The sequence below is a fragment of the Castellaniella sp. genome (assembly GCF_036379515.1).
GTDB lineage: Bacteria > Pseudomonadota > Gammaproteobacteria > Burkholderiales > Burkholderiaceae_B > Castellaniella.
The window spans coordinates 18,884-33,029 of record NZ_DASVGN010000033.1 but is presented as its reverse complement, the minus strand read 5'-3'; the positions used below and the strand labels follow the sequence as shown (position 1 = coordinate 33,029).

The following is a 14,146-nucleotide window of genomic DNA, read 5'->3' as shown; positions in this document are numbered from 1 at the left end:
GCAACGGTATGAGTGATTTCAGGTCACGGTGAGGAAGCGATGGAAGCATTGAAGCGCCGCATTCTGGGCATAATTAACGCGCTGCCTGGCGTGTTTTCGATTCAGGCTTCGGGCGGGTACCAGTACTCGTCCGAGCGTGGTGCGGCTGAATTGTTCTATCGGTCCTGGGCTCGCACCGCAGCACAGATGAGAGAGGCAATGGGCGGGTTCGACGAGGCATCAACCGTTTTGAACCGGGCGCCTCATGGGTCTCCCGGACGGAGCTTCGAGGACACAACGCGCCGTGACATCCTCCGGCGTTATCGCAGTGCTGAGCGAAGGCTGTCTAGCGTCGACCAGCGGTATCGTGATATCGAGGCAGCTATCCATGCCGAAGGGATGAATTCAGAATCCCATCGCAAGAGTTCTGTTCATGGGTGAGGGGGAAGTTACCCCTGAGACCAGTATCGATTCTCCCCCTTCCGGTGGCGGCGCCTTGTTGGCAGCAGCTGTATTGGCCCTTGCTGGGCATGATGGTTTGGCGGTAGCAATTGCCATTACCAATGTTGGAGCTGTGATTACCGGGTTCTTGAATGGCCGGCGCACCGCGAAAGACAGCGTGGCAACCGATATTAAAGAGCCAGTGCAGGGCGCGGCGAGCAACGAAGGTCGGCAATAATGGCTCAGACTTCTCCAGCTGTGTTACCCGTCATCTTGGCGGGAGGCTCAGGCACGCGCCTGTGGCCGCTGTCGCGCGAGCACCAGCCCAAGCAGTTTCTGCCGCTGCTGGGCAAAGAGACCATGCTGCAGCAAACCCTGCGGCGTCTGGACGGCCTGGCCTGTGCGGCCCCCATTGTCATCTGCAACGAGCAGCATCGCTTTCTGGCAGCGGAGCAATTACGGCAGATGGGCGCACAAGCAACCATTTTGCTGGAGCCTGCAGGCCGCAATACGGCGCCTGCTATTGCACTGGCCGCGCTGCAGTCATTGGCGCAGGGAGAAGACCCTCTGTTGCTGGTGCTGGCGGCAGACCATGTCATCCAGGACGTCGCTGCATTCCACGCTGCAATCCACCAGGCGGCAGAATTGGCTGTACAGGGAAAACTCGTTGCCTTTGGTGTCGTTCCGGATCGGGCCGAGACAGGGTACGGCTACATCGAGCGTGGCGCAGCCATGGGCCCTGGGTGGCAGGTCAGCCGCTTCGTAGAAAAGCCCGACGCGGATCGGGCTGCACAATATTTGGCCAGTGGCCAGTATTATTGGAATGGCGGCCTTTTCCTGTTCAAGGCAAGCCGGTACGTGCAGGAACTCGACACCTGCCAGCCGCGAATCCTTGCGGCCTGCCGGCAGGCGATGCAAGCTGCGCAGCAGGATCTGGATTTCGTGCGCCCGGATGAGCCAGCCTTCCTCGCCTGTCCCTCAGATTCCATAGACTACGCCGTCATGGAGCGTACCCAAGATGCAGCGGTAGTTGCGCTGGATGCGGGTTGGAACGATCTCGGGGCTTGGGCTGCGTTGAGCACCGTATTGCCACAGGACGAATGTGGGAACAATGTGCAAGGCGATGTGCTGGTGGAGCAGGTATCCGGCTCGATGATTCGGGCCGAACACCGTCTTGTCGCCGCCGTGGGGATACGGGATGTTGTCGTTGTAGAAACCAAGGACGCAGTCCTGGTGGCGGACAAGGCGCGCGTTCAGGATGTCAAGCGGATTGTGGAGCAGTTGCGTGCGGCAGGTCGTACGGAACAGGTCGAGCACCGAGAGGTCTATCGCCCGTGGGGCGTGTTCGATTCCATCGGTAGCGGCGACCGCTACCAGGTCAAGAAGATTACGGTCAAGCCTGGGGCCAAGCTATCGTTGCAGAAGCACCATCATCGCGCTGAGCACTGGGTGGTCGTCAGTGGCACTGCACGCGTGACCAATGGCGAGAAGACCTATCTGGTCACGGAAAACCAGTCCACCTATATCCCGATCGGGCAGGTACATTCGCTGGAGAATCCTGGGGTAATCCCGCTGGAGCTGATCGAGGTGCAGTCGGGGGCTTACCTGGGGGAAGATGATATCGTGCGCCTTGAGGATCGGTATGGGCGAGCGTGAAAGTGTCACCTTCTCGGTCATCACGGCTACCTATAACGCGGCAGTGGTGTTGCCGCGCCTCATCGCTTCCTTGAAGGCGCAGACTGATCAGAATTTTGAGTGGATAGTCGCGGATGGTGCATCTACGGATGGGACGCTGGAGTTGTTGGAGGATGCGGGGAGGACATTGAATCTCCGTGTAGACTCTCGCCCAGATTTCGGCATATACGATGCCCTGAATCGGGCAGTGAAGATAGCCGAGGGTGAGTACTACTTGGTTGTCGGAGCGGATGATGAATTGTGTCCAGATACTGTTCAACTGTATAGAGAAGCTTGCCAGGAGTCGAGAGCTGATCTCGTTACTGCTCGGATAGTGGTTGGTGGGGTATCTACGGGGACCCGCCGACGTAAATGCGAATGGCTTGATGGGCAATTTACATATGTCAGTGGGCATGCCGTTGGCCTGGCCATCAGAGCAGGGTTGCATCAGCATCATGGTTATTATTCACGCTCATTGCCTATCGCGGCTGATCAGTTGTTTATCCTGCAGGTAGTTCATGGCGGGGGGCGCGTGTGTGAGTGTGCATTCGTGGCTGGGACATTCTCGAGTGGCGGTGCCAGCAGCACAGACGTACTTGGGACGGTTACGGAGTTTGCACGGGCACAGGTTTTAGTCGGCCATGGTGTTTTTCTGCAGGTAGGTCTGTGTGTTTTCCGCCTTGTGAAGAATAGTGTTGGTAAGAAAATCCACGCTTGGCGTGTCACGCACCAGGTTTGCGGTTGAGATAAGAGTTCAAAGCGGTGGGTCCTGGGGCAGGAGTCAAGATTGTCGTGGAGTTGTAAGGCATCCCCTATGTGCGCGGAGATTCTACCAATTTCTGTAGTCGTCCCGGTGCGTAATGAGGCTAGGCATCTCTTGGAGTTATTTCATTTTCTGGAGCTATTGTCTCCGTTGCCGGCTGAGGTTGTTTTCGTGGATACTGGCTCGTCGGACGAAAGCTTTAAAATGATCGATTCGTGGCGGCGAGAAACCGATATTACTGTTCTGTGCTGCGTATGCCATAACGGTTTTCCCGGAGCAGCACGTAATGTGGGCATCCAGGCCGCCACTCAGAATTGGATCGGGTTCTTGGACGTTGGGATACTTCCGCAACCTAACTGGCTTGGAGCGCTTTGGGGATGTAGATCTACGTCAGGGTCTATTGCCATATATGGCTTTTGCCGATTTGGTTCAAGCCAGTGGTTGGGTCGAATGCTTTGCGCTGCTTCTTACGGTGTCGGGAGGTTGCACCCAGTTTTGCCGGCGTCATTATTTGCGAGGAGCCTGTTCATGGATGTCGGATTCTTCCGCGCGGATCTACGAGCAGGGGAGGATATACTCTGGAAGAACCAAATTCTGGCATCAGGTGTAAGCGTCGTGTACTGTGATGATGCAGTTGTTGATTACAGGTATTTCCCGGCCACGTTACGTGGTGCCCTTGCTAAGCAGCATACGTATGAGAGGAGCGCAACTATTGCTGGGGTTGGTGGGAAAATACGTACCTTGGCATTGATGGTGCATCTTGCACTTTATCCTGCTTTGATGTACGCATTCCGCCCTGCAGTTCTCCTGTTGCTCCTGTATCTCTTCTACCGAGGTGTGCTTGAGCCTCTGAGGCGGAGCGGGCGGTGGTGGATGGATCGCACACAAATTCTGGTGTTACCGGCTTTGGTCGCAGGTCTGGATATCGCGGCGGCCCTTGGTCGGCTGAGAGCCTGGATACGATTTTTAAGATGACCGATGATTACAGTTGGCTTGCTCACGTCCCATGCCCCATCTTTAGTTAATTTTCGCGGGCCTCTGATTCGACTCCTTGTGCAGCGTGGCATAAAGGTTTTTGCGATAGCACCCAATTTTGATCGGCAGACTAGAGGGGACGTGTGTACTCTCGGCGCGATTCCCGTGGATTGCAAGATGTCTCGCGCTGGTATGAATCCAGTGATAGATTTTTTCAATACTCTTCACCTGGCCTGGGTGATGCGAAGGTTGCGGCTCGATATTGCGCTGGGATATTTTGTAAAACCTGCAATATATGGCTCCTTTGCTGCGTGGCTGGCGAGGGTGCCACGTCGTTATGCGATGATTGAGGGGCTGGGCTTTGCTTTCACAAGAACTGGGGCTGTATGGACTTGGAAGCGTCAATTGCTGAGGGCTCTTGTGGCATTCTTGTATAAACAGGCCTTTCGATGTGAGAAGCGAGTCATATTTCTGAATCCGGATGATCAATCTGAGCTTGTTTCGTTGGGTGTGTTGTTGCGAGGAAAGAGCTTCTTGCTCGGACCTATAGGAGTCGACCTGAAAAATTGGGGAGCCATTCAACCGGTAGCTGATCCAATAACCTTTTTATTGATTGCGCGTCTCCTCCGCGAGAAGGGCATTCAGGAGTATGCTTTGGCAGCAAAGCTTGTTAAGGATAGGTTTCCTGCGACCAGGTTTATCCTTCTAGGAGGATTGGACGATAACCCCGGGTCTATCGACGAGCAAGATGTCAAAGGCTGGGTGGATGCGGGTATATTAGAGTGGCATGGGCATGTTCCAGTTCGGCCTTGGATTGCTCAATCGAGTGTTTATGTATTGCCCTCTTATCGGGAAGGAATGCCTGTTAGCACGCAGGAGGCGATGGCCTCGGGGCTCGCTGTGATTACGACTGACGTGCCGGGCTGTCGCCAGACTGTAATTGATGGGGTTAATGGGTTTCTGGTTCCTGTGTGCGACTCGGTAGCTTTGTCAAAAGCAATGTGCCGTTTTATTGAACAGCCTGAACTAATCAAGATAATGGGTCAGGAGAGCCTGAAGATTGCTCGCGAGAAATTTGACGCATATCGGGTGAATCAGCGCCTTGCCGATCTATTGCTTGAAGCGTAGATTTCAGCGTGGGGCTGGTCTTGATTCAGCGTTGCAACGTACCGGATGCCTTAGGTGACATCAAAAGGCTCGTGGAATCATCGGCTAATTTGGCTGTCTTGTCGGTAGATTGAGGCCACTGTGAAAAGACTGTTCGATATAGTTGCATCCGGTACCATGCTCCTGGCCTTCGGCATTCCCCTCCTGCTATTGGCGTGTATGGTTCGTTTCCTTATTGGTAACCCAGTGTTCTTCTGTCAAGTGCGCCCGGGTTTGCATGGAAAGCCGTTTCGCATGCTCAAATTTCGTACGATGACCGAGGCTCGCTCCCCTGGCGGAGAGTTGCTTCCGGATGCTCAACGCCTAACAAAGTTCGGTTGTCTCTTGCGAGTGACGAGCTTGGATGAACTGCCTGAATTGTGGAACGTGTTGAGTGGTGATATGAGTCTGGTTGGGCCCCGCCCGTTGTTGATGGAATATCTGCCACTTTATACCTCGGAGCAGTCAAGGCGTCACGAGGTCAGGCCAGGGATTACTGGGTGGGCCCAAGTAAATGGCCGTAATGCGCTCAGCTGGGAAGAAAAATTTGCGCTAGATGTTTGGTATGTTGATAACAGATCGATTTGGCTGGATATGAAGATACTTGGGCTCACGGCACGTAGGGTTTGGGCTCGAGAGGGCGTCAACCAGCAGGGCGAAGCAACGGCTCGAAAATTCACCGGAGGTGGAGATTGACCGTATCTAAGCGCACTCTCGGAATTCTTGGAGCAAGTGGTCATGGCAAGGTTGTTGCAGAAGTGGCCTTGGCAGCAGGGTGGGAGCAGGTCCTCTTCTTCGATGATGCACCAGACAAAACAAAGATTGCTCGGTGGCCCGTTCGTGGGAATCAAGACGTTTTGATTGGCCTGGTGCAAGAGCTGGGTGGTGTCGTGGTGGCGATCGGCAATAATTCCGTACGGTCTAGAAAACTCAGGCAGTTGCAGGCGCTTGGCGTTCCGGTTGTTTCGCTGGTGCATCCTGCAGCGGTTGTGTCACCGTCGGCGTCTCTGGGATCAGGCACTGTCGTCATGGCGGGGGTGGTGGTCAACGCCGATGCCAAGGTTGGCCAAGGCAGCATCCTGAATACGGCATGCACGGTAGATCATGACTGTGTGCTGGGTGACGCCGTGCATGTTAGCCCCGGGGCACATTTGGCGGGTGGGGTACATGTCGGCGATTCTTCGTGGGTCGGCATTGGTGCGGTGGTACGTCAGGGGGTCAACATTGGGCCTCGGGTAGTGGTGGGAGCTGGTGCGGCTGTCGTGTCTGATGTGACCGACGGTTTGACCGTGGTCGGCGTACCCGCCAAGCCCATTCGAACTACACCATAGCGCGTGCTGTCCCGTGACTGGCCTTATACAATAGCGATTCGAATTTTCCGGATGCCGTTGTGCTGAATACTCCCTTTCCTCCTTGGCCTTCCTTCACTGCTGAAGAAGCTGACGCGGTCCGTGACGTCATCCTGTCGAACCGTGTGAACTACTGGACGGGTCAGGAGTGTCGCGAGTTCGAAAAGGAATTTGCTGCCTGGGTCGGTACGCGCCATGCGGTTGCCTTGGCCAACGGCACGGTGGCGCTGGACGTGGCCCTGCGCGCGTTGGGTATCGGGCCAGGGGATGAGGTTATCGTCACGCCGCGCACGTTTCTGGCGTCGGCATCCTGTGTAGTCAATGTGGGCGCTGCCCCGGTGTTCGTGGATGTCGATCCGGATTCTCAGAACATCACGGCTGATACGATCCGTGCGGTGTTGACGCCGCGTACGCGGGCAGTGATTTGCGTCCACTTGGCGGGTTGGCCCTGCGATATGGATCCCATCATGGATCTGGCACGTGAACGCGGCCTGTTCGTGATTGAGGACTGCGCCCAGGCACATGGTGCCCGGTATAAGGGGCGTCCGGTGGGTTCTATCGGTGACATAGGTGCGTGGTCGTTCTGCCAAGACAAGATCATGACTACCGGCGGTGAGGGCGGTATGGTCACGACCAATGACACGGCCCTGTGGAAGCGCGTGTGGGCGTACAAAGACCATGGCAAGTCGTGGGATGCCGTCTACGAACGGGAGCATCCCGCAGGCTATCGCTGGTTGCACGAATCGTTTGGGACCAACGGCCGGATGATCGAGGTGGAAGCGGCGATCGGCCGCATTCAATTACGTCGCATGGATCAATGGCATTCGACGCGCTTGGCTCATGCGCGCCGCATCTGGGATTGCGCGCACCAGTTGCCCGGGCTGCGCGTACCCGTGGTGCCGGACTTCGTGGATCATGCCGCATACAAATGTTATGTGTTTGTGGAACCGCTCAGGTTGGCCCCCGGTTGGACGCGTGATCGCATCATGCAGGCGATCACGGACCGAGGGGTGCCTGCCTACTCAGGGTCATGCTCGGAGGTCTATCAGGAAAAGGCTTTCGATGACACGGGCTATCGCCCCGCACAGCGCCTGTCGGTCGCCCAGGAGTTGGGTGAGACAAGCCTGATGTTTCTCGTGCACCCTACGTTAAATGCTGAGCACATCGACCAGACATGCGAGGCGCTGCGGGCAGTGATGGCCATGGCGACTGCGTAAGGGCTACCACTTGATGAATCTCCGTTTGCTTCTGGTGTTCGCCTTTGATCTGGCGGCCGTGGTGCTGGCGTGGGTGGGGGCGTTTCTGTTGCGCTTCAACCTGGAGTGGCCGCGCGCGTTTCAGCTGGAAATAGTGGCCGGGGCGCTGATCCTCATGGGGGTGCAGCTCGGCGCCTGTCGTTGGGCGGGGCTTTACCGGGGGATGTGGAGTTTTGCGAGTCTGCCGGATCTCAGGCGCCTCGTGCGGGCAGTGATGGTATCGACAGTTGCGGTGTTCGCACTGACGGCGTTCGGTGGTAGCCGCCTTTTAATCCCTCGTTCCATCGCCATCTTGTATCCGGTGTTGCTGTTGCTTTTCATGGGGGGCGGGCGCATCGCCTGGCGCTTGTGGAGGGAGTCGCAGCTGGTTCCGGTGTCGGACGGCCGCCGTAAGCCTGTGGTGGTGGTCGGGGCGGGCACTGCGGGTGCCATGCTTCTGCGCGAGCTTGCACGCAGCGCCGACTGGCAGGTTGTTGCACTGGTGGATGACGATCGGCGTAAGCGGGGCCTGGAACTGGTGGGTTGCCGTGTCGAAGGATCGACGCCGGATCTGCCTGCTGTGCTGGCGCGGCACACAGCGCGGCACGTGATTTTGGCGATGCCCTCGGCATCGGCTGAAGTCCTGCAGGCTGTGACGAAGTTGGCAGTTGACGCGGGTGCGGCACTCTTTACTATCCCGGGGTTGGCAGAGCTCATGAGCGGGCGCGTCGCCATCAACGTGATGCGCCCGGTCAGGATCGAGGACTTGCTTGGTCGCCAGTCAGTGCGCATCGACAGTGACAATGTCCAGTCCATGCTGCGGGGAAAGCGAGTTCTGGTGACCGGGGCTGGTGGGTCGATTGGCAGCGAGCTGTGCCGCCAGCTGTCGCGCTTCGATCCGGCTAGCGTAGTCTTGCTGGAGGCCAGTGAGTTTGCCTTGTACATGATCGAGCAATGGTTCGGTGAACACCGGCCAGAGGTTCCGATTGTTCGCCTTGCGGGTGACGTAAAGGACAAAGGGCGCATCGAGCAGGTGTTTGCTGAATACCGGCCGCAGATCGTGTTTCACGCGGCGGCATACAAGCATGTGCCGCTCATGGAAATCGATAATGCCTGGCAGGCGGTGCGCAACAACATTGCGGGGACTCTGGTGGTCGCGCGTGCGGCGCGCGACGCTGGCGTTGAGCGTTTTGTGATGATTTCTACCGACAAGGCGGTGAACCCGACCAATGTGATGGGGGCCACCAAGCGCGTGGCAGAGATGATTTGTGAGGTGCTGCAGAATGGTCCGGGGACGACGCGGTTCCATGTGGTCCGGTTTGGCAACGTGCTGGGCAGTACTGGCAGCGTGATCCCGAAGTTTCAGTCCCAGATTGCGCATGGGGGGCCGGTGACCGTCACGCACCCCGACATCAATCGGTACTTCATGTCCATCCCGGAGGCTGCGCAACTTGTGCTGCAGGCTGCGGCGATGGGTGAAGGTGGGGAGATCTTTGTGCTGGATATGGGACAGCCTGTGAAGATCGTGGACCTGGCGCGCAACATGATCCGTCTGTCGGGGTTTACTGAAGATGAGATTCACATCGAGTTCACGGGGTTGAGGCCAGGAGAGAAGCTCTATGAGGAGCTCTTGGCGGATGCAGAGGAAACATTGCCTACCCCGCATGACAAACTGCGGATTGCGCGTTCTCGCCCGGTGCCTGAGGGGCTGTACGGTGCGATGAAGACATGGGTGGATCGACCACCGGTGAATGACGAGGTTGTGCGCACAATACTGCAACGGTGGGTGCCAGAGTATCATCCAGCCGACGACGTCACATTGAACGTGAGCGGAATGGGTGGGAAGCCATTTGAGGTGAACCGGCCCAGCCCCGTGTAGACGGCTTGCTTCCTGGAAAACCAGAACATGATAAAAAAACTTGTCAAGGACCTGATGAGATCTCGCGGGTGGGAGCTTCATCGCCTAAACGTTGCGAATAATTCAAGTGCTCAGCTTTTGGCTGCGTTAACGCATACCAAATCCAATCTCGTTTTTGATATCGGTGCAAACGTAGGGCAGTTCGCGTGGGAATTGCGTGCAACGGGTTTCGAAGGGCAGATCATCAGTTTTGAACCGCTTTCGAGTGCACATGACCAACTGGCTGATGCCGCGAGAAGCGACCCTGCCTGGGTCGTTCATGAGCGTGCAGCGGTGGGCGACAGGGATGGCGAGATCGACATCAACGTCTCCGGTAATTCTCTGTCTTCGTCGGTGTTGCCGATCCTGGCGACGCATCTCGCGGCGGCTGCAGAATCAGCGTACGTCGCCGTGGAGCGTACACCCCTGGTACGGCTGGACTCGGTGGCTGATCGCTATACGGGCCCGGAGTCCCGGCCGTTCATCAAGATAGATACGCAGGGTTTCGAATGGCAGGTGCTTGACGGCGCTGCTGAAGCGCTCAAGCGGGCGCGGGGCGTCTATCTTGAATTGTCGATGGTCCCTCTATATGAGGGGCAGAGGCTGTGGCGGGAGGTCATTGGCCGGCTTGAAGACGAAGGGTTCGTCCTCTGGACGCTTCAGCAGGGTTTTGTCGATCGGCGGACGGGGCAGTCATTGCAGCTGGATGGAATATTCCTGCGGCGCGAATTCGCGTAGCAGAGGCTTCTAGTGTTTGAGTATTGCGCCGTCAAGAATCTCGCTAAAGAAGTGATGCAGTATCTTGTCCTTTGAAAGGTGTTCCCGTGCGTAGTTTTGAGCGATAAGGTTACGGCGGGGCAGGTCCAGGGCAGCACGGATGCCTTGTATCAGAGCCGAAGCCGATCCGGGGGTTACTTGTGTGGCGATGCCAGGAAAATTCGCGCAAAGGTCGCCCAGGCTCGTGCCTGGATCGGCGGTGATCACTGCATTGCCACCAACGGCAAGGATGTTTGTAAGCTTTGAAGGCATCACGGCGTCGGCAACGCCCGGCTTCTGGATCACTAGGTGGCAGTCTGCCGAGGCCAGCAGTGCAGGCAGGTCATGGCTTTCTTGCAAGGGAGCAAGGGTAATGTCGTTCAGTCTGCTGCGCTCGATCAGATCCTGAAGCCTGGCCTTGCCGGTCCCGTTGCCGACGATCAGAAAGGCGATGCTGGGGTCGCCCTGGAAGTGACGGGCACAGTCAATGATGACGTCCAGGCCTTGCTTTTCTCCAAGGTTTCCGGCGTACAGGATGATGCGCCGGGATGGATCGACACCGAGTCGTCGTAGCAAGGCGGGTGAGCGCTCGGCGTCCTGGAAAAGGCCAGGTTCCGACCAGTTTGGCAAATACAGCAGGCGGCTGTGGGGGGTACCTTTGTCTTCTGCCCGTCTTAGCATGCCGGGCGAAATCGTCGAAATTCGGTCAAATCGCTGCAAGACAAAACGCTCGAACAAGGCTGCCGTTCGGTGGGCGAGCCCGCCTTTTGCCATTTCTAGACCGAACAGCGCGTCAACCTCGAAATCCTGGATGTGGATGATTGAGAGCGCTCCGGACAGGCGTGCCAGGAGCGCAGCCTGGGGTGCGCAAAACAAGGTAGGGACGACCACCATCACCACCTCCGGCTTCCAGGCCCACTGCTGGAGCAGCCTGGGCAGGGACGAAAGCGCGAAGCTCAACAGGTGCGCAATGCGCCTCAGGGTGGAGGGCTTTTTCGGGATGTAGAGAGGGCAGCGGTAGATCGTGATGCCTGTGGCCTCGCGTTGCGTCGAATAGCGCCACGCGCGAAAGCCGGGATAGATTTGCCACCGAGGGTAATAGGGCTGCGCCGTGACCACGTGGACCTGGTGCCCTTGGTCGGCCAGCCAGCGCGCAAGCTCGCCGTTGTATTTGCCGATGCCGATGGGTTCGGGCGCATGGTTGATGGAAACGAGTAGGAACCTCATGAGGAGACCTGCGCCTTGGCTGCGTGACGGGTCACGTGTCGGGTCCGCTTCTTGATCTCTTGGCAGGGGTGCCCGGCGTATACCGACCATTCGTGGGGCAGGCTGCGTGTCACCACTGCGCGGGCGCCTACGACGGTGCCCTCCGGGATGACAACGCCGGGGTGGATGAAGGCTTCGGCGCAGATCCAGGCGTAGGCTCCGATGACGATGGGTTGTGCAATCAGCTGGAAGTTTTCGCTTTCGTAGTCATGTGTGCCGCCACACAAGTGGGCGCCCTGGGAGATGACTGCAAAGTCGCCTATCTGGATCGTGTCCATGTTGTACAGGGTGACGCCGTCGGCAATGCCCACGTGGTGGCCCAGTGTCAGATTCCATGGGGCCCAGATTTTTGCCCTGGGGTAGATATGACACCCCACTCCCAGCTTTGCACCAAAGAGCCGAAGTAACGCCGCGCGCCACGCATGCAGGGGCCTGGGGCTGCATCGGAAGATCAGGACATAGACGAGGTTCCAGCACTGTCGCAGGATGCGGTTCGACAGGGTGAAGGAGGGGCCCAGGAATGGGTTGTTGTCCTGGATGATGGGCTTCTTCATAGACGAATTCCCAAGACCTTGTGGATGGCCGCCACACAGTCGATGTGTTCCCGTTTCATCGCCTGGGTAACTTCCCGTACCTTGGTGTCGACGAGGTAGCGATACCAGAACCCTTGCAGGAGGTGGAACGCAAAGCCGTTGCGCCCGTCCAGGATGCCTAATTGGAAGGTCATTCGGTAGAGAAAATAGGCCAGCGCACGCAACCCCAGGGGCAGGTGCGCGTACAGGTGGTTCTTCATCCAGCGTTTGGCTCGGGCATAGTCGCTCAGCGTGTCGGCGGCCGCAGCCTTGGGAAGGAACGCGTAGCGGGCGTTCAGCAGATCCACGGCTTCACGCGAGGCATAAGCGTTGTGCTTGGCCGTCCACCAGGTGACGGAATTCAGGTTGTCGTCGACAAAGTCCCCCTGAATACGCAGGGCTCGGCCGGATTTCAGCATCATGTGCTCGTCCATCCAGCGCTGCTCTATTGCCCCTTCTCCCCGCCGCCAGATTTTGAGTACCCATTGCGGGAAGTTTCCATGGCGAATCGGGTTCCCCATGAATGTGACGTGACGACGCACCAGGAATCCGTTCACGCCTGTGGTGGCCTGGCTTAGTTGACGGCCGATGTTGGTCGCGAGCGTGGGGCTGATGACCTCATCCGCATCCACTCGCATGACCCACTCGGTCTTGATGGGCAATTCGGCCAGTGCCCAGGCAAATTGCGCGGCGTGATTCTCGAATGTGTGTTGCCAGACGCGTGCGCCCAGGGATTCTGCCTGTGCGATTGTGGTATCGGTCGAATACGAATCCACGACGAAGATATCGGCCGCTACCTGTTGGGCACTTTTCAGGCAGCGCGCGATGTGGATCGCTTCGTTGAAGGTCAGGATGACGATGGTGAGGTCCTTCTCATGGGCCATCTTGGTTCACCTGGGTACGTGAAGAAAGGGTTTCGTAGACCCGTGTCAGTTGCTGGCTGATCTGGGCCCAGGTGTATTGTTGTTTTACCAGCGTGCGGCCGGCTTCTCCCATGGTGCGCAGCGTGTCTTCGTCGCTGCACAGTAATGCAGTGAGGGCATTGGCAATCGCGGGGATGTCCAGTCGCGTGACCCGGCCTGCGCCGGCACGCTTCACTTCACGCCAGATATTGACCTGGTCGGAAATCACCACTGGACAGCGGCACGCCATGGCTTCTGCGACTGTCATGCCGAAATTCTCGGAGTAGGACGGGAGCACGAAAACGTCCGCATCCACGTAGGCTTGCCGGACAGACTCGGGGTCCAGATGGTCCACGAAAGTGGTATGGGACCGTATGCCCTGTTTGTCGCACCAGTGGCGGACGTCGCGACCGTATCCTTCGTTGTCGGGGCCCACGATGGCGAGCTGCGCGTCGGGTACGGTGCGCAGCACTTGGGCAAAGGCTGGCACCAGCAGGTCCAGCCCCTTCTTGAAGTTGATGCGCCCCAGGAACAGCACGAGGGGTGCATGCTCGGGGATGCCCACCTTGGCACGGAAGCCACCAGCGGGCGGCAGCGTCTCGTAGTCGTCCCAGGCAAGGCCGTTGGGGACGACGACGGCCTGTGCTGTGAGCTTCAGCGCAGATGCCTTCTGTCGTTCTTCTTCGGCCGTATAGAGGATGGCCGATGCGCCGTTCAGATTGGGGCGATCGAAGAACTGCTCATAGAGCCGCTTGAGGGCTAGGTTGTAGTGGCTTTGCTGGTGGAGAAATGGGTCGAGAGAACCGTGCGGGCAGATCAGGTAGGGCGTCTTTGAGCGCCGCGCACACCATGCGGCGAAGGTCGTGGGAAAACGGTACAGGCCGTGGATGTGGACGATGTCGAATTCACGGATGTTGGTGTGCAGCCACAGGGCCATGGCGCGCGAGAAGCGCAAAGGGAATGACTGGGCAGCAAAATGCCAGGTAGTGACCCCGTCGCGGACAACGGGAACGTTGCAGGGCACCGGGAGCAACCCGGAAGGGGCATCCCGATTGGTGGTGCAGAGGGTGACCTGATGCCCGTCGCAGGCCTGTTGGCGCGAGAGCTGTGACAATACGGTTGCCGGGCCGCCAGAGCGGGTGGCGACCGACGAAATCACGTGCAGGATTTTCAATGTCATGCCCCGATGAT

The 14,146-nt window shown here is 57.9% G+C and carries 15 protein-coding genes and 1 pseudogene; 12 read left to right on the top strand and 4 right to left on the bottom strand.

What is annotated here, in order from left to right; all coding sequences use genetic code 11:
* Window positions 1-39 precede the first annotated feature (39 nt).
* The 12 genes and pseudogenes from VF285_RS11915 (at window position 40) to VF285_RS11865 (ending at window position 10,197) form a co-directional block, all read left to right on the top strand.
* Window positions 40-420, top strand: a complete 381-nt coding sequence (locus tag VF285_RS11915; protein WP_346952850.1) for a hypothetical protein — start codon at window positions 40-42, stop codon at window positions 418-420.
* Window positions 413-658 (top strand): hypothetical protein, encoded by a 246-nt coding sequence (locus VF285_RS11910; RefSeq protein ID WP_346952849.1) that lies wholly within the window; start codon window positions 413-415, stop codon window positions 656-658. The genes VF285_RS11915 and VF285_RS11910 overlap by 8 nt, the downstream gene beginning before the upstream one ends.
* Window positions 658-2,076, top strand: a complete 1,419-nt coding sequence (locus VF285_RS11905) for a mannose-1-phosphate guanylyltransferase/mannose-6-phosphate isomerase (RefSeq protein WP_346952848.1) — start codon at window positions 658-660, stop codon at window positions 2,074-2,076. The genes VF285_RS11910 and VF285_RS11905 overlap by 1 nt, the downstream gene beginning before the upstream one ends.
* Window positions 2,063-2,839, top strand: a complete 777-nt coding sequence (locus tag VF285_RS11900; RefSeq protein WP_346952847.1) for a glycosyltransferase — start codon at window positions 2,063-2,065, stop codon at window positions 2,837-2,839. Before VF285_RS11905 ends, VF285_RS11900 begins: the two co-directional genes overlap by 14 nt.
* Window positions 2,840-2,908: 69 nt before the next feature.
* Window positions 2,909-3,220, top strand: a pseudogene (locus VF285_RS14475) (glycosyltransferase family 2 protein); the annotation flags it as partial.
* A gap of 165 nt (window positions 3,221-3,385) precedes the next feature.
* Window positions 3,386-3,832: a hypothetical protein gene (locus VF285_RS11895; RefSeq protein ID WP_346952846.1), complete on the top strand. Its 447-nt coding sequence runs from the start codon at window positions 3,386-3,388 to the stop codon at window positions 3,830-3,832.
* 177 nt (window positions 3,833-4,009) lie between these two features.
* Window positions 4,010-4,960: a glycosyltransferase family 4 protein gene (locus tag VF285_RS11890; protein WP_346952845.1), complete on the top strand. Its 951-nt coding sequence runs from the start codon at window positions 4,010-4,012 to the stop codon at window positions 4,958-4,960.
* A gap of 120 nt (window positions 4,961-5,080) precedes the next feature.
* Window positions 5,081-5,674, top strand: coding sequence for a sugar transferase (locus tag VF285_RS11885; RefSeq protein WP_346952844.1), 594 nt, complete (start codon window positions 5,081-5,083; stop codon window positions 5,672-5,674).
* Window positions 5,671-6,309, top strand: a complete 639-nt coding sequence (locus tag VF285_RS11880) for an acetyltransferase (protein ID WP_346952843.1) — start codon at window positions 5,671-5,673, stop codon at window positions 6,307-6,309. The genes VF285_RS11885 and VF285_RS11880 overlap by 4 nt, the downstream gene beginning before the upstream one ends.
* A gap of 59 nt (window positions 6,310-6,368) precedes the next feature.
* Entirely contained in the window at window positions 6,369-7,544 is a 1,176-nt protein-coding gene (locus tag VF285_RS11875; RefSeq protein ID WP_346952842.1) for a DegT/DnrJ/EryC1/StrS aminotransferase family protein, read from the top strand.
* 13 nt (window positions 7,545-7,557) lie between these two features.
* Window positions 7,558-9,441: a nucleoside-diphosphate sugar epimerase/dehydratase gene (locus VF285_RS11870; protein WP_346952841.1), complete on the top strand. Its 1,884-nt coding sequence runs from the start codon at window positions 7,558-7,560 to the stop codon at window positions 9,439-9,441.
* A gap of 27 nt (window positions 9,442-9,468) precedes the next feature.
* Window positions 9,469-10,197, top strand: a complete 729-nt coding sequence (locus tag VF285_RS11865) for an FkbM family methyltransferase (RefSeq protein ID WP_346952840.1) — start codon at window positions 9,469-9,471, stop codon at window positions 10,195-10,197.
* Window positions 10,198-10,206: 9 nt separating this feature from the next.
* On the opposite strand, the gene VF285_RS11860 is transcribed toward VF285_RS11865, so the two are convergent.
* From VF285_RS11860 to VF285_RS11845, 4 genes are read right to left on the bottom strand one after another with little or no spacing between them, the layout of a single operon-like run.
* Window positions 10,207-11,442 carry a glycosyltransferase WbuB gene (locus tag VF285_RS11860; RefSeq protein WP_346952839.1) on the bottom strand — a complete coding sequence of 412 codons (1,236 nt, stop codon included), beginning with the start codon at window positions 11,440-11,442 and terminating at the stop codon, window positions 10,207-10,209.
* Window positions 11,439-12,035 (bottom strand): putative colanic acid biosynthesis acetyltransferase, encoded by a 597-nt coding sequence (locus VF285_RS11855; RefSeq protein WP_346952838.1) that lies wholly within the window; start codon window positions 12,033-12,035, stop codon window positions 11,439-11,441. The genes VF285_RS11860 and VF285_RS11855 overlap by 4 nt, the downstream gene beginning before the upstream one ends.
* A complete protein-coding gene (locus VF285_RS11850) occupies window positions 12,032-12,937 on the bottom strand; it encodes a glycosyltransferase family 2 protein (protein WP_346952837.1) in 906 nt (301 codons plus the stop codon). The genes VF285_RS11855 and VF285_RS11850 overlap by 4 nt, the downstream gene beginning before the upstream one ends.
* The gene (locus tag VF285_RS11845) at window positions 12,927-14,135 is read right to left on the bottom strand and encodes a glycosyltransferase (RefSeq protein WP_346952836.1); all 1,209 of its coding nucleotides are present in this window, start codon (window positions 14,133-14,135) and stop codon (window positions 12,927-12,929) included. Before VF285_RS11845 ends, VF285_RS11850 begins: the two co-directional genes overlap by 11 nt.
* Window positions 14,136-14,146: the final 11 nt, after the last annotated feature.